This is a genomic window from Pacificitalea manganoxidans (genome assembly GCF_002504165.1).
Classification (GTDB): Bacteria; Pseudomonadota; Alphaproteobacteria; order Rhodobacterales; family Rhodobacteraceae; genus Pacificitalea; species Pacificitalea manganoxidans.
This window is the reverse complement of the sequence record NZ_CP021404.1, coordinates 1210876-1234645: the sequence shown is the minus strand read 5'-3', so window position 1 is coordinate 1234645 and position 23770 is coordinate 1210876. Positions and strand designations below refer to the sequence as shown.

Here is a 23770-nt window from a genome sequence, read left to right as displayed (position 1 = left end):
CACGCAGTCAGCCCCCGAAATGCAAGACGCAGATCAGCGTGAACAGACGCCGTGCAGTGTCGCTGTCCACCTCGGCCTTGCCGTCGAGCCGCTCCATCAGCACGCGTGCGCCTTCGTTGTGGATGCCGCGCCGGGCCATGTCGATCGCTTCGATCTGCGACGGCGCCAGCTTTTTCACCGCGTCGAAATAGGCTTCGCAGATCTGGAAGTAATCCTTCACCACTTGGCGGAACGGGCCCAGAGACAGGTGAAATTCGCCCACCGGCTGCCGATCTTCGTTGGCGATATCGAACACCAGCCGCCGTTCGCGAATCGCAAGGTTCAGCCGGTAGGGACCGGGCGGAACCGCCGTTTCGCCCCGCGGCGGCAGGGTAAAGCTGTTGTCTTCCAGTAGATCGAAGATCGCGACTTTCCGTTCCTGCGCGATCTCCGGGGTCGGAGGCGGCAGGTTCGCATCGTCAATCTCAATGTCGATCAGTCGTGCACTCATCGCGGCACCTCAATCGCTTTGTGCCGGCAGGCGCGACCAGCCTAAAGCCTGTCGCGGCTGGCGGCAATGGCCACCCTTTCGATGGAAAGAAGCCCCCGTGCGTCTCAAGTCAATGTGCCGGGCCCGAAAAATGCTGCGCTGCGGCAAAAAGCGTTACGTCTTGGCGTTCAGGGCGTCCAGACGCGCGCGCACCGACAGGCCATGCGCCTGTAGACTTTCGGACCGGGCAAGCGTTTCGGCGGCGGGACCGATGGCATTCAGGCTTTCGGGCGTCATCCGCGCCAGCGTCGTGCGTTTGAGGAAATCCATGACCGACAGCCCCGAGGAGAACCGCGCCGAACGTGCCGTCGGCAAGACGTGGTTTGGCCCGCCGACATAGTCGCCAATGGCCTCCGGCGTCCATTGACCGACGAAAATCGCACCTGCGTGACGGATCTGCGGCAGCAGGGCCTCGGGATCGGCGACGCAGAGTTCCAGATGCTCCGGCGCGATGCGGTTCGAGAGGGCCGCCGCCTGCGCGAGATCGGGCACCGTGATGATGGCGCCGAAATCCCGCCAGCTTGCGCGCGCAATGTCGCGGCGCTCCAATACCTGCAAATGCCGCTCGACAGCGTCCGCCACGGCGCGGCCTGTCTCGGCGCTGGTGGTGATCAGGATCGACTGCGCGCTTTCGTCATGTTCGGCTTGGCTTAACAGGTCCAGCGCAACCCAATCGGGATTGGCGGTGTCGTCGGCGATAACGAGGATCTCGGACGGGCCCGCGATCATGTCGATGCCGACCTTGCCGAACACCCGCCGCTTTGCCGCCGCGACGAACGCATTGCCGGGGCCTGTGATCTTATCCACCGGGGCGACGGTTTCGGTGCCATAGGCCAGCGCCGCAATCGCCTGCGCGCCGCCAATGCGGTAAATGCGATCCACCCCCGCCAGCCGCGCCGCATACAGCACCAGCGGATTGGCCACGCCATCAGGGGTCGGCACGCAGATCGCCAGACGCTCCACCCCCGCCACGGCGGCAGGGATCGCGTTCATCAGCACCGATGACGGGTAGGATGCCAGACCGCCCGGCACATATAGCCCTGCGGCCTCCACCGCCGACCACCGCCATCCCAGCGTAGCGCCGCTGTCATCGGTCCAGTGCGCGTCTTCGGGCATTTGACGCGCGTGATAGGCCCGGATGCGTGCAGCGGCGAGGTCAAGCGCCTCGCGCTCTGCCTCCGGCACGCGCGCACATTCAGCGTCGATTTCCTCGGGCGTGAAGGCCAGACGCTCGGGCGTCAGCTCAAGCCTGTCGAATTTCGCAGTCAGTTCGATCAGCGCGGCATCGCCCCGCGCGCGCACATCGGCGATGATCGCGGCGACGGCGGCATCCACATCGGGGCTGTCTTCCCGCTTCATCGTCAGCAGGGCGGCGAAATCGGCATCGAAACCGGCGGCGGTGGCGTCAAGGCTGATGGGCATCGGAACTCCTCGGGTTGGCGGCTGATGTAGCCGCTGCCGCGCCGCGCCTCAAGCCTTCGCCCAAGGCCATCGCGACGCGCCCGTCCCCCGCCTACCTGCCGCCTATCCGGCGCTGCCGTCCTCGGTGACGGGATGCGAGGGCACCTTGCCCGACGGGGCAGCATAGGGGCGCTCCACATCGCGCAGCAGCAGGTCGAGGCACTCGACCTCCAGCCGGATCGCGCCATCCCCCGCCAGCGTCAGCAGCAAGGTGCCGGTGCCATCCGCGCCCGGCTCGAACGCGATATCGAGAAGCGACAGAACCAGATCCTTGTCGCTGCGGTCGATACCGGAGGTCGCGACGCGCATCACATCGCCGATCATCAACACCGCGCGCACACGCTCATAGGGGCGGCCCTGCGCCTCTGCGGCGGCTCTGTCCTCCCAGCGGAAGCGGTTGATCAACAGCGCAAAGTGGCGGTCCATCTTATCGAACCGCATCTCCGAGATCGGGAATACCGCATCCTGCGCATAGGCGGACAGCAGCGGCACCGCCCCGGCATCCAGCGCCTTGAGGTATAGCGGTGTTTCGGCTCCGTCCTGAAAAGTCGCGTCGGTCATCGTCACGTTCCGTTGCTTCTTATACGGCGGGCGCGCATGGGGCCGCGCGCCCTGCCAAGTCTCAGGCCATGCTCAGCCCTTGTCGCTGATGCGCTCGATCTTTGCGCCGCAAGCGCCCAGTTTATCCTCGACCCGCTCATAACCCCGGTCCAGATGGTAGACTCGGTTCACGACCGTTTCGCCCTCTGCCGCCAGACCGGCGAGGATCAGCGAGACGCTGGCGCGCAGGTCGGTCGCCATCACAGGCGCGCCGCGCAGCCGTTCGACTCCGGTGACCGAGGCACGCCCCCCCTGCACGTCAATGCGCGCGCCCATGCGGATCAGTTCGGGCGCATGCATGAACCGGTTCTCAAAGATCTTCTCTTCCAGCCGCGAGGTGCCTTCGGCCGTGCAGAGCATCGCCATCATCTGCGCCTGCAAATCGGTGGGGAAGCCGGGGAACGGCTCGGTCACCACATCGACGGCCCGCAGGCGACCGTTCTTGCGGCTGACGCGCAGGCCGCGCTCGGTTTCCGTGACTTCGATATCGGCGGCTTCGAGTTTATCGCAGAACGCCGCGACCAGATCCCGCCGCCCGCCCAGCAATTCGACCGAACCGCCTGTGATCGCGGGGGCCAGCATGTAGGTGCCCAGTTCGATCCGGTCCGTGACGACCGGATGGGTCGCGCCCGACAGGCTGTCCACACCTTCGATCGTCAGGGTGGAGGTGCCGACGCCCTCGATGCGCGCGCCCATGCGGATCAGGCAATGCGCCAGATCGACGATCTCGGGTTCGCGGGCGGCGTTTTTCAGCACGGTCGTGCCGCGGGCCAGCGTTGCTGCTAACAGCGCGTTTTCGGTAGCGCCGACGGACACGATTGGAAATTCGAACACTGCGCCCTGCAAGCCGCCGGTCGGGGCCTTGGCATGCACATAGCCATCACGCAGATCCAGTTCTGCGCCCATCGCCTCCAGCGCCTTCAGGTGGAGATCCACAGGCCGGGCCCCGATGGCGCAGCCGCCGGGCAGCGACACTTCGGCGTGGCCGTAGCGCGCCAGCAGCGGCCCCAGCACAAGGATCGAGGCGCGCATTTTGCGGACGATCTCATAATCGGCGCGGGTCGTGGTCAGGTCATGCGACGACATCGCCAGAACCTGACCGCCCTGTAGCGACGACACCTCGACCCCGAGCGAGCGCAGCAATTCGGTCATCGTCTTAATGTCCGACAGGCGCGGTGCATTGGTCAGGGTCAGCGGCTGATCGCTGAGCAAGGTTGCCGGCATCAATGTCAGGCAGGCGTTCTTCGCCCCCGAGATCGCAATCTCGCCGTTCAGCGGGCCGTTTCCGGTCACCACGATTCTATCCATTCGGGGTCTGCTCCTCGTCCTGCCCGCGCCCCGGCCCGTTTGGTCCGGTGGCGTCGTCCCGCTCCAACTGGCCGGTATCCCGTGCCTTTTTCTGCGCCTTGCGCCGGGCGAGATTAGACTTCAGCGCCTGTTTCAGGCGCTCGTCGCGGGACTGGGTCCCGGTATTTTTTCGCGTAGGTCCGGCCATGGGAGGGACAGGTAAGTCAGTGCCCCACCCGCGTCCAGTCCGGGCGAGACAAAACCCGCGCTGCGCAGGCCATCAGCGCTGCTGACCCGGGAGGTCGCACGGCGTCCCGTCACTGCCCATCGATATAGGCGCGCGCCTGCTCCATGATCCGCGCGCCAGTCGTGCTGAGCCGCGCGTGAGCATCGACGGTGCCGATCCCCTTGGCGAAATTCGCGCGATCCTCGGCCGCGAGGTGGGCGGCTTCCTGTCGCAATTCGATGGGCAAAGCGGGAGATTCGGACATCCGCTCCATCGCCCAAGCCATCCGGGCCGACACGAATGTCGCGTGATAGATGCCATCCATCGGACGCGGATCGACCCGCAGCGGCGACGTAAACAGTTCATCATCGGAGTTCAGCACCAGCGGCTCGGTCCGGGTCAGGCCGAACAGCAGCGAATGTGCGGCTTCGTGCGCCAGCACCTCCACGACGGCGAGTGGGGTTTTGTGGTGATTGGGGTTCAGCAACAGCAACCCCCAGAATTGATAATGTGACGCGCCGTCGAATTCCATCTTCGCGCCTGCGGGCGCCTGCGCCAGCAGCACTTCGCGCAGGATCGCGGTAATCTCGCCATGCAGGTCGGGCAATGCGGAGTGCATCAGCGCCAGACCGTCCTTCAGCCGCGCTTCGAAATCGGTGGCCATTTCGGCGGTGATCGGGGCAAAGCCTGCGGCCTCTTCCGGTCCGAACCGCTCTTCCAGCACGGGCCAAAGCGCGTCGGAATTGGCTCCGCCGCGGTAGATGACCTGTAGACCGGGCGCCGCCGCGGGCACCTGCGCCAGCACCTGCGCAATATCGGCGGCCGCGTCGATATCCCCGCCCAGTGCAGCCTCACCCATCCGGTAATAGAGGCCAAAGGCCACGGGCGGCAGACGTTGACCATCGCGGATGCGCGCCGCAACGGCATCAAGCGCCCCGGCGGATTCAGGATGCGCCGGGGCCAAGTGTTCAGCCAGATAGGCCAGTGATGCGGCAAGGTCTTCGTGGACCGCGGCGTCGATTGCCTCCCCCTCAAGCGCGGATGGCGCGAATCGGAATGAGTCGGAGCGCGAGATCGCGGCGGGCGTGGCCGTCATTATTGGTCTTTCCGGGTCAGATTTCTATATCGCGACGCGCGGGCCTCAGGTGACCTTGCTGCCCGCTTTCAACCCGATTTTCGCAGCCATAAGGGTCGCGGGACGTCCCAGATCCTTACGGCCCTGCTTGGCACCCAGCACGGTGTCGCCGGCTTCGGTATCGACGATGATGCGGAAGCCCATGAGGCGGGTGGGATCGATGGCAGGGGTCGTGTCAGTCGCAGATTTGGTCATATGGGTCATCCTATCTAATGGTGTTAACATTCAAACTAGTCGGTAGAACCGACGAAAGGACGCACCGCTTGCGGCACGTCCCCCTATCGCCACTCCCCCGGAAGGGAGACGAAATCACAAGACGTCTTTTTTGCCCTGCTTCATCCCGAGCGCCACGACCGGAACGCCAACGCGCTTGTCACCACGCTTGGCCTGAAGCACGGCCATGCGGCTGCCATCGAGAAGCCGGAAGCCCATCAGCCGCTGGGGATCGCAGACGCCGGACCGCGGGCTGTGAACGGGTTTACCGTTGGTAGACATTTGTAGACTCCCTGCAGCAATCGCGCATTATGCGCGGAGGTTCATAGGGACGGTTCCAGAGTTGTTACTTCGCGTCAAGAAAAATACAATTCATGCGATCTTCGTGACCACGCGGGATCATCGGCGGCATCTAAAAGGCCTCGTCGATGCGGCAACAGCGGCGGGAACGCCTGTTCATGTGGCACATTATTGGGAATTGATGCGCCTCACCCGACTGCCGCGCGCGGTCTATATCTTCTGCGATCTGGACCGGCTGTCACCGGCATGGCTGGAACTGGCCGTGCGGATGCACGACCGCGTGCGCGATGCCGGGCTTCCCGCGCTCAACGACCCGCGCAAGTTTCTGCCGCGGGCTGGGCTGATCCGCAAATTGCGCGGCGCGGGACTGATCGATTACACCTGCTGGCTGCCAATGCTGGACGAATGGCCCGACCGTTATCCCGTCTTCCTGCGCACGATGTCGGCGCATCGCGGGGTGTTCGGCGGGCTGATCGAAGACGAAGCCGCCGCCCGCGAAACCCTGACACAGGCGCTAGCCGCCGGGCATGTGCTGTCGGATCTGGGCTTCATTCAGTTCCAACCCACGGAGCGGGACGCCAATGGCGCGACCCGCAAATACGCAGCCTTCCGGCTGGGCGACCGGATCATCCCCGCGCCGCCCGTGAGCGAACAGAACTGGCTGGCCAAACATGGCAGCGTCGCCGCCGCGACCGATGACGCCTATGCCCGCGATCTGGCCGATTTCGACCTGAACCCGTTCGAGGCGCCGATCCGCGCCGCGTTCGATGTGGCCCAGATGGAATTTGGCCGCGCTGACTACGGGCTCCACAATGGCCGGGTGCAGGTATTCGAGATCAACACCAACCCCAGTATCGGGCTGAAGCTGGGCCATCCGAATGCTGACCGCAACGCGCTGATTGCCCGGCACGGCACCGCATTGGTCGCCGCGCTTCAGGCATTGGTGCCCGATAACCCCGGCGCGCTGGTCGAGATGCGCCGGATTCCAAAGCTCCGATCACCTTTTTTGCGCCCGCCGCGAATCCCGTGAGAAAACTGCTTGCACTCCGTCGCTCAATCAGTAAAACGCGCCACACTACACAGGACGCCGCAGGCGCTCGATACTGGATCGCCCCTCCTTGGACGGGCCGTCACATCGGCGAAGGCTCCTGAAACTAAAGGGCTTTTCCAGAGCCCGCTTGCATCGAACCCCGGTTCGGGTTAGCAATCTGGAGAACGAGATGCTGTGGTAGCTCAGTGGTAGAGCACACCCTTGGTAAGGGTGAGGTCGAGAGTTCAATCCTCTCTCACAGCACCATCTCCCCCCCTCCGTTTTATTAGATCCCGCGACACTCGATGTCTGAGCGTGGTGTGCTGTTGGTTTGATCGGGGGCATGTTTGCCCTGCCCCCGCGCCTGTTTGCCGCCTGACGGCTCAGCCCCGGCCGCGATAGCCCGGCACACCCGCATCGGGCACCCAGACACCGGCGGGGATATCACCTGTCTGGAAAAACACGTCGATCGGAATGCCGCCCCGTGGATACCAGTAGCCACCCAGCCGCAGCCATTTGGGCTCCAGCAGGTCAATGAGCCGCCGCGCGATCGAGACCGAACAATCCTCGTGGAACGCGCCGTGATTGCGGAACGAGGTGAGGTAGAGCTTCAGCGATTTGCTTTCGACCAGCCACGCGCCGGGCACATAATCGATCACCAGATGCGCGAAATCCGGCTGGCCAGTGATCGGGCAGAGTGAGGTGAACTCCGGTGCCGTGAATCGCACCGCATAATCGACATCGGCCTGCGGGTTCGGCACGCGTTCCAACACGGCCTCCTCGGGCGAGGCGGGCTGTTCGGTATGGCCGCCCAGCTGGGTCAGCCCTTGATATATGTCCTGGCTCATGCGGCCTCCGGCATCGGGGGATGGATCGCGGGGTCATGGCGCGCCCACAGGCGCAGGTCAAGCGGCGGGCGTCGCGGAAGCGGTCCACACTCTTGACCCCGCCGCGGCAGTGACATACGTCATCCCCACCGAGCGGGCATGGTGAAATGGTATCACACGAGCCTTCCAAGCTCTTGGTGCGGGTTCGATTCCCGCTGCCCGCTCCAGCTTCTCCCTCTCCGATCCAGCGATCCCCGGCCCTGCCCCGACACCCGGTCGCACCCTCCTCCACTTTACGGCTCGCCCTGTGGGCAGTAAGCGGGTCCGGCATGATGAGGGAGCAGACCTGATGGCACGAGGATCGAGCATCACCGGCGCCGAGCAGCGCGACGGGTCGCGCAGGATCGGCGCGTTGCGGGCGCTGGGTCCGTTCCTGAAGCCCTATCTGCCTTGGGTCATCCTCGGCGGGCTTGCATTGATGCTGACCGCGGGCGTGTCGCTGGTGCTGCCGATGGCCGCGCGGCGGGTCGTCGATGGCTTTGCGGCGGGCGATCTGCATCTGCTGGATCAGTATTTCATCGCCGCTATCGGCATCGCGCTGGTCTTCGCCTGCGGCACGGGTCTGCGGTATTATATCGTGACCCGATTGGGCGAACGGGTGGTGGCCGATGTGCGCCGCGCCGTGTTCGACCGAATGATCGCGATGAGCCCCGCCTATTACGAACGCCTGATGACGGGCGAGGTGCTGAGCCGCATCACCACCGACACGACGCTGATCCTGTCGGTGATCGGGTCGTCGGTCAGCTATTCGCTGCGCAACATGCTGATCTTTTCCGGCGGGCTGGTGGCGATGCTCATCACATCGGTCAAGCTGACGGGGCTGGTGCTGCTGATCGTGCCGGTCATGATCCTGCCGATCCTTGCGCTGGGGCGGCGGCTGCGGGCGCTGAGCCGCGAAAATCAGGATTTCATCGCGGAGAGTTCCGGCAACGCGTCCGAGGCGCTTTTGTCCGCGCAGACCGTGCAGGCCTATTCCGCCGAGGCCACGGCGCAGGCGCGCTTTGCCCGCATCACCGAAGACAGCTACCGCTCCGCGTTGCGCCGGATCACCGTGCGCGCGCTGCTGACCATCATCATCATCTTTGTGGTGTTTTCGGGCATTCTGGGCGTGCTGTGGATCGGCGCGCGCGACGTGCAGGCGGGCGTGATGAGCGCAGGCGAACTGGTGCAGTTCGTGATTTATTCGGGCATGGTCGCAGGCTCCACCGCTGCGCTGTCCGAAATCTGGGGCGAGTTGCAGCGCGCCGCAGGCGCGACCGAACGGCTGGCCGAATTGCTCGACGCCCGCGACACCGTTGCCGACCCCGCCGCGCCGACCCGGCTGGAGGGGCGCGCACGCGGCGAGATCCGGTTTGACGATGTGACCTTCCACTACCCCGCACGTCCCGACATCGCTGCATTGGAGGGCATCAGCCTGACCATCGCACCGGGCGAAACCGTGGCGCTGGTCGGCCCCTCGGGCGCGGGCAAATCCACCGTATTTCAGTTGCTGCTGCGCTTCTACGACCCGGAATCGGGCACCGTGCGTCTGGATGGCATCGCCCTACCGGACATGACCCGCGCCGAATTCCGTCGCCAGCTGGCGCTGGTGCCGCAAGACCCGGTGATCTTTGCCGACACCGCGCGGGAAAACATCCGGTTCGGTCGCCCCGACGCCACCGATGCGGAGGTCGAGGCCGCCGCCCGCGCCGCTGCGGCCGACACGTTTATCCGCACCCTGCCCAAAGGCTATGACAGTTATGTGGGCGAACGCGGCGTGATGCTGTCAGGTGGGCAAAAGCAGCGCATCGCCATCGCCCGCGCCATCCTGCGCGACGCGCCGGTCCTGCTTCTGGACGAGGCGACATCCGCTCTGGATGCCGAGAGCGAGCAATTGGTGCAGGCGGCAGTTGATGCGCTATCGGCGGAGCGCACGACTCTGATCGTGGCGCATCGGCTGGCGACCGTGAAGAAAGCCGACCGCATTTTGGTGTTCGACGAAGGCCGGATCATCGCCGAGGGCACCCATGACAGTCTGGTCGCCGAAGGCGGGCTTTATGCGCGACTGGCGCGGCTTCAGTTTACCGAAGGCCTTGCCGCCGAGTAGGTCCATACGAGTTTTCCCGAGTATTCCGAAACACCGTTGGCGACGCGTCGCCCCCGTCGCGACCTGACGTAGAGCAGCAGGGTGCGCAGCGTCACGCTTGCGCGAGCCCGGGCTGCCGCGTCAGACTTTCCAACGGAGGATGGGCCTGCGACACTCGTCGCGGGCACAAGCAGAACAGGGAGGATGCGATGGGGTTTGCCACCATTGCCGATATCAAGGCCATCGAATCCGAGATGCCTTGGGAACAACGGGACGTTCCCGCCACCATGCATGGCCTGTTGGCCCGCGCCCGTGACAATTACGGGTCCGGCAACGCCATCTCCTATCAGATGTTCTCGGACCCCGGAGCAAAGGCCGAAACCCTGACATGGGATGAGACCTACGCCCGCTGCGTGCAGGCCGCGAACCTGTTTCGCTCGCTCGGGATCGGTGAGAATGACACCGTGGCCTATGTCCTGCCCAATTGCACCGAAACGGTCGTGACGCTGCTGGGCGCGATGATGGCGGGCAAGGCGGCACCGATCAATCCGCTGCTCGACGCCGAGCATATCGCGGGGATCCTACGCGAAACCGATGCCAAGGTGCTGGTCACGCTCAAGGCCTTTCCCAAGACCGATGTCGCACAGAAGGCCGCCCGCGCCGTCGAACTGGCGCCCAACGTCAAGCATGTGATCGAGATCGATCTGCTGCGCTACCTGACCGGGGCAAAAAAGCTGATCGTGCCCTTGATCCGGCCCCGTCTGAAACCCGGTCATAAGGCGCAGGTGCATGACTTCGCCCGCGCGGTGAAGCGGCATTCCCGCACCGGGCTTGATTTCCCCGACAGCGCAGGCGACCGGGTTGCGGCCTATTTCCACACCGGCGGCACCACCGGCCTGCCAAAGATCGCGCAGCACAAATATTCGGGCATGATCTACAACGGTTGGCTGGGCAACACGATGCTGTTCCGCCCCGAGGACAATGTGATTTGCCCGCTGCCGCTGTTTCATGTGTTCGCGGTGCATGTGATCTTGATGGCGATGATCTGGTCGGGCAGCCATGTCGTGTTCCCGACCCCGCAAGGGTATCGCGGCGACGGGGTGTTCGATAATTTCTGGAAGCTGATCGAGCGCTGGAAAATTTCGTTCATCATCACCGTGCCCACGGCGCTTTCGGCCCTCATGCAGCGGCCTGTGGATGCGGATGTGTCGTCCGTGCAGACGGCGTTTTCCGGCTCATCCCCCCTGCCGGCGGAGCTGTTCAATCGCTTCGAGAAGGCAACCGGCGTCGAGGTGGTCGAAGGCTACGGCCTGACCGAGGCCACATGCCTTGTCGCTATAAATCCCACGGATGGCACCAAAAAGATCGGCTCCGTCGGGCTGCCCTTCCCCTATACGGACGTCAAGATTCTGCGCCAGACCGAGAATGGCCCGGTCGAATGCGCCACCGATGAGGTGGGCGAAATCTGCGTCGACAATCCCGGCGTCTATGCGGGTTCGACCTATACCGAGACCGACAAGAACCACGACCTGTTCCATCACGACGTCTATCTGCGCACCGGCGATCTGGGCCGGATCGATTCCGATGGCTATCTGTGGATCACCGGACGCGCCAAGGATCTGATCATTCGCGGCGGCCATAACATCGACCCGGCGGAGATCGAAGAAGCCCTAGCTGCTCATAGCGACGTGGCCTTTGCCGGGGCGATCGGTCAGCCCGATGCCCATGCCGGCGAATTGCCCTGCGCCTATGTCGAACTGTGCGCCGGGGCGACAGTGACGGAGGCGGAACTGCTGGAATTTGCCCGCGCCCGCATCCACGAACGCGCCGCAATGCCGAAATATATCGAAATCCTCGACGAGCTGCCGAAAACCGCCGTGGGCAAGGTGTTCAAGCCGGACCTGCGCAAACGTGCCATTTCCCGCGTCTATAACGCCGCGTTGACCGATGCCGGCCTGTCGGCGCAGGTTACCGAAGTCATCGATGATCGCACCCGTGGTCTGGTGGCGTGCCTGTCGCGCAATGGCTGCGAGGATGACGCCCGCGTGCGCGAGGTGCTCGGCGCCTTTACCCGGCCGTGGAAATGGGCGGAGCCCACCGCCGCCGAATGACCTGATCGGGCGCGCGGATGACCCTGCGCGCCCGTATCCCACCGGCTTAGACCATTCGCCGGTTCACGCCGTTCAATGCCAGCCGCGCGAATGTGGTCACGCTCTGCCACAGCAGCATCAGCACATAGCGGATGAAGCTTTCGGTCAGGCTGATCCCCACCTCCGCCGTGCGGCCAAGGAAACGAAACACCGCGCGGATGAAGCTTTCTAGCATGGTGCCGACCTTGCGCGTCACCGCAGCCGCGTTTTGCAGCAGAAACGCCCAGCCGTCGATCGCGGTGGCAAGCCCGGTGATCGCGGTGCCCAGCACGATCTCGGCGGCGTCGAGGATGCCGTTGAGCGCCTTGCCAAGCGCCCAGAGCGCGATGCCGGAGAAAGGCAGCGTAGCATTGGCGCGTGCCAGCCAGTAATCGACGCTTTTGTGGTCTGCGACGTGGGTCGAGGCCGTCAGCAGCCCATCCCAACTGCCGCCCTCCATGGCGGGGCCGTAGCTGCCCATCAGATGCGCATTGACCGAAATGCCCTGCCCGCCCGCCGCCACCCGGATGCCACCCGGATTGCGCGGCGCGTGGCGGAACGGAAAGATCGGCACCATCGGCACCGGATCGGCCATTGAATAGACGCGGAACACACGATCCGTGCCCAGCACCTGCGACAGCTGATCGGAGAAGAACCCGACCCCCGGACGCGGCGCGCCAAAGGTGTAAAGCTTCACATCCGCGCGGCGGTCGCCCGCAAAATCGGCGGCAAAGAGATTGGCAATGGCACCGCCCAGCGAATGCCCGACCACATGAATCGTATGCGGATTGGTGCCGCGCAGCAGGTCATGGACCCCGGCGCGCATGGTCGCGTAGATCCGGTTGAACCCGGCATGCACCGGCAGCCCGGCGGGGCCGATATCCATTGCGGCGTTGATGTTGGACAGCCAATCCTCGGTCAGTTGGGTGCCGCGGCACACCACGGCCACCTCCCCCTGCCTGCGCCCCTTGCCGGTCAGCACCATGCCAAAGCCGGTCCGACTGCCGTAACAGAGGTTGCCAGACGCCCCCTCCACCGCAGTGGTGTTCAATTCGAACCCATCGACAAGCGTGCTGGCTGTCTGTGTCATGGGGGCGGAGGTCGTGCCCCGCTCCCGCAGCGCACGCGCAACATTGGGTTGATACATCACGCCATAGACGCCATCGGCCATCAAAGCCGCCAACGCGGGAGAGAGCATCGCGAATACCTTTCTCAAATAAACTCATCACAACCGGGCGCGCGAAATCACGGCGCCTGGCTCAATCCATCAACGTGCAGGTGCTCCAGAACAGCGGGCCGGAGCCCTCCTCCGCGCCCAGCACACAACGCACCCGCAACGGGCGGCCTAGCTCCCCTTCGGGGTCGTAATTGCGCTTCTGCGCCGACCAGATCAGGCTGCTGCCCCCAGGACCGAATGCGGTGATTTCCTGAAGGACTGTGGGTTCATGCGGCAGGATGCCTGCGCTGCGGCTGTGTCCGATGACCGCACCGAACCGAAATCGCCCTTGGGCATCGGTGCTGGTGATGTCGGTGCCCTCGGATTTCTTCCACGCCCATTTCCAATGCCGCTCCAGACGGATCTGCGCGGCAGGCGCACCGTCAGGCAGCACCAACTGGCCCTCCATCTCGGACATGAGAACGTAATCTTTGCCGAGTGCCATGCTTTGCCCCAGAAATAGCAGGGCAGAGGCCGCGACGATAAATATGATGCCGATGCGCGCCCGCAAAATATGCAGCCCTACTGATAAAAACCTGAACCTGAACACCCCTAGATTGACCAAGGGTCACCGCGTTGACAAGTCTGCTGCGCCCTTCAATGCGCCCGTTGCGCGCCAAGCGTTTGATCGCAGGGCGAACTTTCATAAAAAAGCGCCCGCCGGAGCGACCGGCGGGCGTGAGGTGACGAAGCTAGTCCTGCCTGAGCTATCAGGCTGCGAACTGGGCCACGTTGTCCGTGGCTTCGGCATTGGAAACGTCTTCGCCCTGCAGCGATTTGCCTTCGATCAGGGTGCGATGCAGCGCCTTGATCGCTGTATCGGCCTGCTCGCGCTGCACGATCATCTGAATATCAACGGGACGGGAGCCCTGAAGGACGGCGATCGGCTCGATGCCTTCTGCCGCCAGCGCGCCCAGACCCCGGCCCAGACAGCCCAGACCCGACAGGTCGCGCCCGATCACAGAAATCACGGCCAGCGACCGGGTCGTGACGGAGGCATTGGGGAACCGCTCCGACAGATCCTGCTCGGCCCGGCGCACCTGCTTCAGCGTGGTGTTCAGGTAATGCGTGATCGTGTTGGCGTTCGACGACTTGGCACAGATGTAGGTCTTATGCCGAGTCAGCGTCTCAAGGATCGCGGCGTCGTAGCCTTTCACGCCCACCATGTCCTGTTCGAACACTTCCAACGCCAGCACGTCGAGCCCGCAGATGATTTCCGCATGGGGCGTCTCGGACGGCTGCTCGTCGATCAGCGTGCCGGGATCGCCGGGGTCAAACGCGTTGGTCACCCGCAGCGGAATACCGGACTGGCGCAGCGTCTTGGCTGCCGAGGGGTGGATCGCCTCCATCCCCATATTGGACAGCTGATCGGCCACGTCGTAATTGGTGTGCCCCAGCTTGCGCACGGCTTCCACGCCGACCAGCTTCGGATCGGCGGAGCTGAGGTGGAATTCCTTGTGAATGATCGCTTCACGCGCGCCGGTCTGGGCAGCAATCTGGCTGAAGGTCACTTCGGAATAGCCGCGATCATAGACCTTCATCAGGCCTTCGCTGCATTGCGCGTAGCCGGTGACAATGGGCAGTTCGCGGGCGAAATCGATATGGTCGAGGCCCTTGGCGATGCGCTCTTCGAGGGTCAATTCCTCCTCGTCGCGCCAGCCGCCCAGATCGACGCAACGCGCGTTTACGCCCTTGCGGCGCAGCAGCAGCGCGGTGACAAAGGCCGAATGGCTTTCGCCCAGCCCCGACAGCATCTCGCGGATGACAAGCATATGCTTCGACAGGCGGAAATGCCCGTAGGAGCACAGCCGCTGAAGATCGATCAGGCAGGACCGCGCGCCTTCGATGCGCTCACGCACGAAATCGTCGGCTTCGGCAACATCCGCACCATCGTCGAGGATCTCGGCATGGGCGGCGCGCATGGCGGTGGCGACGGTGTTCAGCGCCTCCGACCAGCTATGACCGGATTCGTTGTTGGCGAAATGGGAATAGACCCCGGCCTCGCCGGTTTTCTTGTGTTCCAGCAGCAGGTTGGTGATGCCGCCATAGGCCGAGACCACGAAGATGCGGTTGTAGGGATCCTCGCCCCCGTTCAGGAACAAACTGTCGAGCAGCTCCTGCGTGCGGGTCATGGAGGTGCCCCCGATCTTTTCGACGGTATGGGCTTGATGGGTCACTGTAGCTCAGCCCGCCTTGATCCGGCGGGTCCTCTGGTTTGGAAAAGAAGTCGGGGTTCCGGAACCGGCGGCATGGCCCGCGCCGGTCCCGGAACACCCGTGGGCGTCAGCCCTCAGGCCTCAGCCTTTACGCATCGGCCACTTCGGTTTCGGCCGGCGCGTAGGAGCCATCCTCACGATGGACCTCGGTGCCGGTCACCGGCGGGTTGAAGACGCAGGCCATGACCAGCTCTTCTTCGGCCCGCAGGGTGTGGCGGTCATGCTCGTTAAGAGCATACATCACGCCGGGCTTGATCTTATGCGTCTCGCCGGTGGCGAGATCGGTGATCGTGCCCTTACCGGACATGCAATACACGCTCTCGAAGTGATGCTTATACTCGAACGTATGCTCCGAGCCCGCATCGAGGAACGTGATGTGGAACGAGAAGCCCATCCCGTCGCCCGCCAGCAGCATACGGACAGATGTCCACTGCTGGTCGGACACGGTGGCGTCGGTGTTTTTAAGGTCGTTGAAGTCACGAACGATCATGGGAATTACTCCGCAGCGATGGTTTCAGGGGCGGCGCTGACGATGCGTGCCGCGTCCAGCATGGTGGCAAAGCCTTGCTCCAGAACCTCGACCGGGGTGGTCAGCGGTGCCAGCACCTTGACCACTTCGTCATTGGGGCCGGAGGTTTCGATAACCAAGCCATGCTCGAAGCAGTATTTGCACACCGCCGCGGCGGTTTCACCAGACCCGACATCAACGCCCTGGAACATTCCGCGGCCCTTCATCTTATGGCCCGGGAAATATCCGGCGAATTCGGTCAGGCGGCGGGTCAGCAGCTCCGACTTTTCTTTGATTTCGTTCTGGAACGTATCGTCGGACCAGAATTTCTTCAGGGCCACCGTGGCGGTGACAAACGCATGGGTGTTGCCGCGGAACGTGCCGTTATGCTCCGCCGGGCCGAACACGTCATGCTCGGACTTAATGAGCGTCAACGCCATCGGCAGACCGAAGCCCGAGATGGATTTTGCCATCGTCACGATATCCGGGGTCACGCCCATTTCCTCGAAGGAGAAGAACGTGCCGGTGCGGCCACAGCCTGCTTGAATATCGTCGATGATGAATAGTGCGCCGTGCTTCTTGGCCAGCTCGCCCACCCGCTTCACGAATTCCGGGGACGCGGCATTCAGACCGCCCTCGCCCTGAACCGTTTCCAGCATGATGGCGGCAGGCGCGTCGACACCGGAGGACGCATCCCCCAGCATTTTCTCCAGCACGTCGGCGCTGTTCACGCCGTCGATATAGTTGTCATAGGGCAGACGGGTCACACCCTGCAGCGGCAGCGCGCCGCCTTCGCGGTGGTAGCTGTTGCCGGTGGCGGCCAGCGCACCCATCGTCACACCGTGGAAGCCATTGGTGAAGGCGATCACATTGTGGCGGCCGGTCACCTTACGCGCCAGTTTCATCGCAGCTTCGACCGCGTTGGCGCCGGTGGGGCCAGTGAACATCAGCTGATAGTCGAGCCCGCGGGGCTTCAGGATCACGTCCTGAAACGTCTGCAGGAACTCGGCCTTTACGGCGGTGTGCATGTCGAGCGCATGGGCGATGCCATCGGCAGTGATGTGATCGATCAACGCCGCTTTCATGTCATCGTCGTTGTGCCCGTAGTTCAGCGACGAGCACCCGGCGAGGAAGTCGATGTACTTGTCGCCTTCGTCGGTGTGCAGGTAGCTGCCCTTCGCCTTGGTGAAGCGCACGTCGAACGTGCGGCAGTAGGAGCGGGCTTCGCTTTCGCGATTGGCAAAGATATGCGGATCGGCTGTCGAGACAGTCGTCATAGGAGTACCTCTAGGGTCTATGGGAATAGGATATAGACGCCGCTGCCTCACGCAGCGGCGATGCCGTTCAGGGGGTGCGGGCAGCCTTAGGCCGCCTGCGCCACATCCTCGGCCATGGTGATCGTGACCATATGTTCGGTCGCGTGATCGCCGTTGAAATGTTCGTCGCGCTTGTAGTGCGGCTCGCTGTCCAGCATCGCGTCCATGCGGTCCGCGTATTTGGTGAACAGGGCCCAGCTGGCCTTGTTGTCCAGCGTGATCGTGGTCTGCATCTTGGTGCAGCCCTCGGTTTCGTCGCGCTGCATCAGCTCGCGCAGCATGCGGCCACCAAGGCCCAGCCCGCGGGCATCTTCGTGCACGGCAACCTGCCACACAAAGAACGTGTCCCCGGTCGAGGGCAGAACGTGCCCGCTGACCCAACCAACCACATTGCCGTCCTTCTCGGCGACAACACAGGTGTCGCGGAAATGGTCGCACTGGATCAGGTTGCAGTACATCGAATTTTCATCGAGCGGCGAGCAGGCTTTCACCAGCTCCCACACCGCGGCGCCGTCCTCGGGGACGGGCTTGCGCAGGACAACCGCGCCATCATCGGATTTCTTGACGTTTCTGATCGGCGTAGCCATGAGGCCCTCCGTTTCGTTCAGTTCGCTTCAAGTGCTTCGTTGCGGCTAATATATACGAGGTTAGCAATTAATCAACATGGCTAAGTAATTTTCTTCCCCTAGGGCAATATACCCCTTATTTACTTGGCAAAATTTTTGCCGGTGCTTTAATGCCCTTCCCCGGAGCGCGTCCGTCCGCGCGAAACTATTTAGTTCGGCTAACTAAATCCTGTTGCGCGAGGAGACCCGCCATGTCACTGATAAAACTGGACGTTTCCAGAGGATCGCCGGTGGACCGAACCGATATCAGCCTGATTGCCCTGCGCCGAATCCTGCGCGCGACCGAACTCTACGGTCGGGAGCTTGCCCGCACGGCCGGTTTGACGCCGGTGCAGATCCGCGTGCTGCAAATCATCGACACGCATGGCAACTCCACGCCCAAGAAGATCTCGCTGCAAATGGGCGTCAGTCAGGCCACCATGTCGACGCTGCTGGAACGGCTGCAGGCCAAGGGGCTGATAACCCGTGAAAAATCCGAGATCGACCGGCGCCAGACCAATGTCCTGCTGACCCCGAAGGGGAAGCTCGCCATCGACGACAGCCCCGATCCACTACAGCAAAAATATGTCCGCGAGTTCGAAGCCCTGCCCGATTGGGAGCAGGCGATGATCGTCGCGGTGCTGGAACGGGTGGCTTCGATGCTCAACGCTGCCGATCTGGATGCCTCGCCCGTGCTCGACATGGGCGAAATTCGCAGGGTGCACGAAGAATAATCCAGCCCCGGCCCGTTACGCCGCCTGTGGCGCGCCCTTGGCCTTGCGCGCGGCGCGCCGTGCACGCCGTCCGGCCCGGCGCGCGGCCAGCCGCTCCCCCAGCATCAGCATGGCGGGCGTCACGATCAGCGTCAGCAGCGTCGCCACCATCAGCCCGCCCGCGATGGCGGAGCTCAGTTCCGTCCACCATTGCGTCGACGGCGCGCCATAGACGATTTCCCGGCGGAAGAAGTCGATATTGATCCCGATCACCATCGGCAACAGCCCCAGCGCAGTGGTGACCGATGTCAGGATCACAGGCCGCAGACGTTGGGCGCCGGTGCGCAGCGCGGCCTCCAACGGCGGCATGCCGGTCTTCTTCAGATCATTAAACGTGTCGATCAGCACGATGTTGTTGTTCACCACGATGCCCGCCAGCGCGATCACGCCGATGCCGCCCATCACAACACCAAAGGGCCGCCCCGTCACCATCAGCCCCAGCAGCACCCCGGCAATGGAGAAGATGATCGCACTCATCACCACGAAGGCCTGAAAGAAGCTGTTGAACTGCACCACGAGGATCACGATCATCATCCCGATGGCCGCGGCAAAGGCCCCCGCCAGAAACACCATCGCATCGGTCTGATCCTCGGCCTCGCCCGCGAAAGACCACGTCACACTGTCGGGCAGGTCCAGATTTTCCAGCGCGCCGCGCAGCGCGACGATCTGATCGTTGACCAGCAACCCCGGCGCGACATTGGCGGCGATGGTCGTCACCCGGTCCTGATCGACCCGCTTGATGGTGCCGCTGCGCGGCGCAGGCTCGAAACTGACGAAGTTGGTGACCGGCACCAGACCGGCGGTGGTCGGCACACGCAGGCTTTCCAATTCCGCCAGCGTGCGGTCCCCGGCGGGGAAGCGCACCCGGATATCGACGGGGCCTTCGGCATCGTCAGGGCGGTAATCGGCGACCGTGATGCCTTGGGTCAGCAACTGCACGGCCTGCCCCAGCAGCGTCACATCCGCACCGAACCGCGCCGCTTCCGACCGGTCCAGCCGCACCGCCCATTCCACCCCCGGCAGCGGACGGGTATCGGTCACATCCGTGAACCCGCCCATCGCATCCATCCGCGCGCGGATCGCCTCCACCGCCGCGGCCTGCGCCGCGCGGTCGCGGGACACGACCTCCAGACTGATCGGTTTGCCCGCCGACGGCCCGTTCGATTGCACCTGCACCTGCACATCAATGCCGGGGATCACAGCCATATCCTCCCGGATCTGGGCTGCGATCTCGGCGGCGGGGCGGCGGGTGTCCCATTCGGTCAGCTCCAACTGAATGGTGCCGATCACCTCCTCATCCGCCTGTCGGCTGGTGCCGGTGCGGGCATAGACGCTCGACACCTCGTCATATTGCAGCAGCCGGTCCTCCACCCGACGCACAAGCGTATCTTGCTCATAAATTGAGAAGTTGTCGCGGGCGCGCACCTCCACCTGTGCGAAATCGGGCTCGATCGACGGGAAAAACGCGATGCCGGTGCCGAACTGGCCATAGGCAAGAAACGCCGCGACCAAGGACAGCAGAGCAAAGATCAACGTGCGTCCGGGCCGCAGAATCGCCCATTCGAGCACCCGCACATAGGCCCCGGCCCCGCCCCGCATCTGGCGCGGATCGCCGTATTCAGCAGCGGCGATCTGGCGTTGCTGCGCGGCGCTTTGCGGCTGCCGTTTGCCGATCAGCCCCCCCATCACGGGGATGAAGATCAGCGCCATGAACAGCGAGGCCGACAGCGTCAGGATCACGGTGATCGGCAGGAATTTCATAAATTCTCCCACCGTCCCGGTCCAGAACAGCAGCGGAAAGAACACGCTGAGCGTCGTGGCGGTCGAGGCGATGATAGGCCACGCCATGCGCTTGGCGGCCAATGCATAGGCGTCTTTCGCGGTCCTGCCCTCGTGCAGAAACCGGTCAGCCAATTCCACCGTCACGATGGCGCCGTCGACCAGCATCCCAACCACCAGGATCAGGCTGAACAGCACCACGATATTCATCGTGTAACCCATGAAATACAGCGCCGCGACCCCGGCAAGGAACGCGCCCGGAATGGCAAGCCCCACCAGAATCGAAGACCGCAGGCCCAGCGCCCAGACGATTACGATCATGACCAGCAACACAGCGGCGATGACGTTCGATTCCAGATCCGAGAGCATGGTTTCCACCTGCTCGCTTTCGTCCTGCATGTAGTTGATGCGCACGGTTTCCGGCCAGTCGGCCTGCGCGCGCTCGATCTCCGCGCGGACGGCGGCGACGGTTTCGATGATATTGGCCCCGACGCGTTTTTTTATCTCCAGCGCCAACGCAGGCTGGCCGTTGATGCGGGCAAAGCCCGAGGGGTCTTCCAAAGTGCGGCGCACCGTGGCCACATCGGCAAATGTCACGACAGTATCGCCGCGCACCTTCACCGGTAGTTCCATCACGTCGTCCAGATCTTCGATCAGGCCCGGCACTTTCAGCACGATGCGCCCGGCGCCGTTCTCGATGGCCCCGGCGGCGATCAGGCGATTGTTGCGGTTGATCTGGCTGATCAGTTCATCAAACGAAATGTTGTAAGTTTCGAACACTGTCGGATCGATGAGAACCTCCAGCAACTCGAACCGCTCACCGCCGATATCGACCTCCAGCACACCGGACACGCCCTCCAGCCGGTCTTTCAGATCGTCGGCCAACCCGTTCAACGTGCGCTCCGGCACCGGACCCGACAGGATCGTGGTCAGAATCGGGAACAGCGCGGTGTTGATTTCGGTCACCACCGGGTCCGTGGCATCGTCGGGCAACTCATTAGCTGCGCGGTCCACGCCCTCGCGCACCTTGTCCAGCGCCGCATCCGCATCGAATCCCGGCTCGAATTCCAGCTGCACGCTGGCATGGCCTTCGGAGGCGGTCGCGGTCATGCTTTTAAGCCCGGTAAGCGCGCCCAGTTCGGTCTCCAGCGGCTCCACCAGCAGGCGCTCCGCATCTTCCGGCGTAATGCCCTCCAACCCGGTGGAGACATAGACGGTAGGGATCGGAATTTCGGGGGAGCTTTCCTTCGGGATCGAGATATAGGCCAGCGCGCCCACCGTCAGGATCAGCCCCAGCAGGATCGCAACCACCCGCGCCCGGCCAAATGCCGCGTCGATAAGCCCGTTCATTGGGTCGCACCTTGGCCATCCGCACCCGTGTCGGCGCTATCCTGCGCAGCGGGGCTGTCATCCCCCCCGGCGGGGACCGCGTTCGCATCGGCTGTGGCGTCTGGCTCGGACCCGTTTGCGGCATCCGCATCAGCCTCGGGCACAATGTCGTCCGGAATCGGCATGTCGGGCGCGTCCACATCGGCGGCGGCGACCTCTGCCTCCTCCAGCGTCGGCGCGACGGTTTCCCCGTCACTGACAAAGCCCTGCCCGATCGTGATGATCCGCGCCTGCGCCGGCAGGCCGCTGACCCAGATCCCGTCCGTCTGCGCCCGTTCCAGCACCACGGGGCTGAAAACGACCGTGTCATCGGCGTCCACGGTCTTGACCCCCAGCCGCCCGTCGCTGCCCAGCGACAGGATCGCGGGCGAGATGAAATGCGCCGACATCTGCCCTGTCGGAATTTCCACCTGCACCGAAAGGCCGGAGGCGATGTCGCCCTCTGGGTTCGGCACGGTGATTTCAGCGCGGAAGGTGCGGGTTTCGGAATCCGCGTCCTTGCTCACATAATCTACTTGGCCCTTGCGCTCCGCTCCGGTGATGAACCGGACCGTGGCCTCCTGCCCTTCGGCGATGCGCGACAGGGATTGCTGCGGGATCTGGATCACGATGCTCAGCGGATCGGTATCGAGCATGGTGCCAACCTCGCCCCCGGCGGATACATAGCTGCCCTCGTCAAGGTCGAGCGCATCGAGACGCCCGGCAAACGGCGCGCGGATCACGGCGGCGTCGAGCGCCTCCTCCGCCTGTGTCAGTTGCGCCTGCGCCGAAGCGAGCGCGGCCCGCGCATCCGTCACCCGGTCGGCGGTGGCCACCCCACGCGCCAGCAGCGTCTCGGCATTGTCGAATTCTCGTTGGGCGCGCGCGACCTCCTCGCGGGCCTGTGCGACGCGGGCATCCTGTTCGCGTGTGGACAGACGCGCGATCACGTCGCCCTGATCCAGATAATCGCCCTTGCGCGCCTCCAGCACCGCGACCTCGCCCGATGTTTCGGCCCGCAGGGTCGCACGGCGGTCGGGCTGGGCCTGCCCTTCGGCGGTAAAGACCTGCGTCACGTCCTGTGCCACGCTGTCGCGCACCGCCACGGCCACGGCCTCCACCGGGCGCACCGGCTCTGCGGTGTCTTTCGGCGGCGCGGGCAGCAGATAGCCGCTGCCCATCCACCCAGCGAGCCCCAGCCCCAGCAGCCCGGCCACCCATTTCGAACGGGCCGACCCCGGCTCATCCGTGAAGGTCAGAGCATCGGGCGTCCGGGTCGTGGTGTCGGCCTGCGAAGACGTGGTCATGGGCGTGGCACCTCTGTGCAAGAAACTAGGTCTGCGGGCGCGGGCAAGACGGGCCGCCCCGCGTGAATTCGTGTCAAAGCCGCACTGCTAACGGTCGCTGATCGCGTGCAGCATGCGGCGATATTCCACCGGATCGGCCAAGGTGATGCTCCCCGGTGGCAGGCCCAGCAGCCGGTCGATTGTCGCGGCTTCCGCGATCATCCGGTCGGTCAGCATCTGCGTTGCCTCCTCCAGCGCGCCATCCTGTGCCAGTCGCATCGCGGCCTCTGCCACCGGCATACGTCCCGGAGCCAGCCCAAGGATCACTTCCGCCGCCAGCGCGCTGTCGGGCACGGCAAAGCTGCCTTCGGCAACGCCCGCCTCGATCATCTGTTCCAGAACCGGACGCGCCACCGCCGCCGCCGCGTTCGAAATCCGCAGCAGCAGCAGGTCGTTGCCCGGCTTCAGCATCGCGTCGAGGAAAAAGCGTAGTTGCGCCCCGCGCTCCGCTTTCCAGCGATTGGACGCGCGCAGAAACGCATTGAACCGGGTCAGCGCATCGCCTTCGGCACTGGCACCGGCGGCCTCGGACGCGGTCACGGCCTGCCGGGTGAACCGGTCCACGACCCCGTCCAGCAGATCCTCCTTGGCGGCGAAATGGTGGTAAAACCCGCCCTTCGATATGCCCGCCTCGGCCAGCACATCGGCGACGGTCACCCCGTCCCAGCCCCGCGCAAAGAACAGCGTCTGAGCTGCGTCGAGAATATGCGCCCGGCGCGCGTCCTGCGTCATCCGGCGCCGAGGTGGCGCGGTGGCAGGGTCGTGATGAAGATCGTCCATA

General features: G+C 64.1%; 22 protein-coding genes and 2 tRNA genes. 6 read left to right on the top strand and 18 right to left on the bottom strand.

Annotated features, from left to right (window positions below):
• Positions 1 to 7: 7 nt before the first annotated feature.
• From CBW24_RS05635 to CBW24_RS05605, 8 genes are all read right to left on the bottom strand, one after another.
• Positions 8 to 490 (bottom strand): UPF0262 family protein, encoded by a 483-nt coding sequence (locus CBW24_RS05635; RefSeq protein WP_088662087.1) that lies wholly within the window; start codon positions 488 to 490, stop codon positions 8 to 10.
• A gap of 153 nt (positions 491 to 643) precedes the next feature.
• Positions 644 to 1951, bottom strand: coding sequence for a histidinol dehydrogenase (gene hisD, locus CBW24_RS05630; protein WP_088662088.1), 1308 nt, complete (start codon positions 1949 to 1951; stop codon positions 644 to 646).
• A gap of 102 nt (positions 1952 to 2053) precedes the next feature.
• Positions 2054 to 2551: a DUF2948 family protein gene (locus CBW24_RS05625; RefSeq protein WP_097372938.1), complete on the bottom strand. Its 498-nt coding sequence runs from the start codon at positions 2549 to 2551 to the stop codon at positions 2054 to 2056.
• Positions 2552 to 2623: 72 nt separating this feature from the next.
• Positions 2624 to 3898, bottom strand: coding sequence for a UDP-N-acetylglucosamine 1-carboxyvinyltransferase (gene murA, locus CBW24_RS05620; RefSeq protein WP_097372937.1), 1275 nt, complete (start codon positions 3896 to 3898; stop codon positions 2624 to 2626).
• On the bottom strand, positions 3891 to 4085 hold the full coding sequence (locus tag CBW24_RS18300) for a hypothetical protein (RefSeq protein ID WP_141100224.1): 195 nt from the start codon (positions 4083 to 4085) through the stop codon (positions 3891 to 3893). The genes murA and CBW24_RS18300 overlap by 8 nt, the downstream gene beginning before the upstream one ends.
• A 109-nt stretch (positions 4086 to 4194) precedes the next feature.
• Complete coding sequence (locus tag CBW24_RS05615) at positions 4195 to 5199, bottom strand: aKG-HExxH-type peptide beta-hydroxylase (RefSeq protein WP_088662091.1); 1005 nt, start codon at positions 5197 to 5199, stop codon at positions 4195 to 4197.
• A 45-nt stretch (positions 5200 to 5244) separates the two neighbouring features.
• Positions 5245 to 5433 (bottom strand): hypothetical protein, encoded by a 189-nt coding sequence (locus tag CBW24_RS05610; protein ID WP_097372936.1) that lies wholly within the window; start codon positions 5431 to 5433, stop codon positions 5245 to 5247.
• 114 nt (positions 5434 to 5547) lie between these two features.
• Positions 5548 to 5733, bottom strand: a complete 186-nt coding sequence (locus CBW24_RS05605; protein ID WP_097372935.1) for a hypothetical protein — start codon at positions 5731 to 5733, stop codon at positions 5548 to 5550.
• A gap of 199 nt (positions 5734 to 5932) precedes the next feature.
• Here CBW24_RS05605 and CBW24_RS05600 point away from each other — a divergent pair, with 199 nt between their 5' ends.
• Positions 5933 to 6781, top strand: a complete 849-nt coding sequence (locus CBW24_RS05600; RefSeq protein WP_157773076.1) for a hypothetical protein — start codon at positions 5933 to 5935, stop codon at positions 6779 to 6781.
• Positions 6782 to 6973: 192 nt separating this feature from the next.
• Positions 6974 to 7048: transfer RNA gene (locus CBW24_RS05595), tRNA-Thr, on the top strand.
• Positions 7049 to 7164: 116 nt separating this feature from the next.
• Here CBW24_RS05595 and queF read toward each other — a convergent pair.
• Positions 7165 to 7629: a preQ(1) synthase gene (gene queF, locus CBW24_RS05590; RefSeq protein ID WP_088662095.1), complete on the bottom strand. Its 465-nt coding sequence runs from the start codon at positions 7627 to 7629 to the stop codon at positions 7165 to 7167.
• Positions 7630 to 7761: 132 nt separating this feature from the next.
• Between queF and CBW24_RS05585 the strand changes: the two genes are divergently transcribed.
• The 3 genes from CBW24_RS05585 to CBW24_RS05575 all read left to right on the top strand — a co-directional run bounded on the left by CBW24_RS05585 (position 7762) and on the right by CBW24_RS05575 (position 11844).
• Positions 7762 to 7835: transfer RNA gene (locus tag CBW24_RS05585), tRNA-Gly, on the top strand.
• 122 nt (positions 7836 to 7957) lie between these two features.
• Positions 7958 to 9754, top strand: coding sequence for an ABC transporter transmembrane domain-containing protein (locus CBW24_RS05580; protein WP_097372933.1), 1797 nt, complete (start codon positions 7958 to 7960; stop codon positions 9752 to 9754).
• Between the two features lie 188 nt (positions 9755 to 9942).
• Entirely contained in the window at positions 9943 to 11844 is a 1902-nt protein-coding gene (locus tag CBW24_RS05575) for an acyl-CoA synthetase (RefSeq protein WP_097372932.1), read from the top strand.
• A 46-nt stretch (positions 11845 to 11890) separates the two neighbouring features.
• Here the strand turns inward: CBW24_RS05575 and CBW24_RS05570 are convergent, their stop codons facing one another.
• The 6 genes from CBW24_RS05570 to ectA form a co-directional block, all read right to left on the bottom strand.
• Positions 11891 to 13060, bottom strand: a complete 1170-nt coding sequence (locus CBW24_RS05570; protein ID WP_088662098.1) for a lipase family protein — start codon at positions 13058 to 13060, stop codon at positions 11891 to 11893.
• Positions 13061 to 13121: 61 nt separating this feature from the next.
• The gene (locus CBW24_RS05565; protein ID WP_141100226.1) at positions 13122 to 13523 is read right to left on the bottom strand and encodes a DUF6795 domain-containing protein; all 402 of its coding nucleotides are present in this window, start codon (positions 13521 to 13523) and stop codon (positions 13122 to 13124) included.
• A gap of 265 nt (positions 13524 to 13788) precedes the next feature.
• Positions 13789 to 15255 carry an aspartate kinase gene (locus CBW24_RS05560; RefSeq protein WP_088662100.1) on the bottom strand — a complete coding sequence of 489 codons (1467 nt, stop codon included), beginning with the start codon at positions 15253 to 15255 and terminating at the stop codon, positions 13789 to 13791.
• Positions 15256 to 15382: 127 nt separating this feature from the next.
• On the bottom strand, positions 15383 to 15784 hold the full coding sequence (locus tag CBW24_RS05555; protein WP_088662101.1) for an ectoine synthase: 402 nt from the start codon (positions 15782 to 15784) through the stop codon (positions 15383 to 15385).
• Positions 15785 to 15789: 5 nt separating this feature from the next.
• Positions 15790 to 17079, bottom strand: coding sequence for a diaminobutyrate--2-oxoglutarate transaminase (ectB, locus tag CBW24_RS05550; protein ID WP_097372931.1), 1290 nt, complete (start codon positions 17077 to 17079; stop codon positions 15790 to 15792).
• Positions 17080 to 17165: 86 nt separating this feature from the next.
• Entirely contained in the window at positions 17166 to 17705 is a 540-nt protein-coding gene (gene ectA, locus CBW24_RS05545) for a diaminobutyrate acetyltransferase (protein WP_088662103.1), read from the bottom strand.
• A 230-nt stretch (positions 17706 to 17935) separates the two neighbouring features.
• Between ectA and CBW24_RS05540 the strand changes: the two genes are divergently transcribed.
• A complete protein-coding gene (locus CBW24_RS05540) occupies positions 17936 to 18457 on the top strand; it encodes a MarR family winged helix-turn-helix transcriptional regulator (protein WP_088662104.1) in 522 nt (173 codons plus the stop codon).
• A 15-nt stretch (positions 18458 to 18472) separates the two neighbouring features.
• On the opposite strand, the gene CBW24_RS05535 is transcribed toward CBW24_RS05540, so the two are convergent.
• The 3 genes from CBW24_RS05535 to CBW24_RS05525 form a co-directional block, all read right to left on the bottom strand.
• Positions 18473 to 21625, bottom strand: a complete 3153-nt coding sequence (locus CBW24_RS05535; protein WP_097372930.1) for an efflux RND transporter permease subunit — start codon at positions 21623 to 21625, stop codon at positions 18473 to 18475.
• Positions 21622 to 22950: an efflux RND transporter periplasmic adaptor subunit gene (locus tag CBW24_RS05530; RefSeq protein ID WP_097372929.1), complete on the bottom strand. Its 1329-nt coding sequence runs from the start codon at positions 22948 to 22950 to the stop codon at positions 21622 to 21624. The genes CBW24_RS05535 and CBW24_RS05530 overlap by 4 nt, the downstream gene beginning before the upstream one ends.
• An 87-nt stretch (positions 22951 to 23037) precedes the next feature.
• Positions 23038 to 23769, bottom strand: a complete 732-nt coding sequence (locus CBW24_RS05525; protein WP_097372928.1) for a TetR/AcrR family transcriptional regulator — start codon at positions 23767 to 23769, stop codon at positions 23038 to 23040.
• Position 23770: the final 1 nt, after the last annotated feature.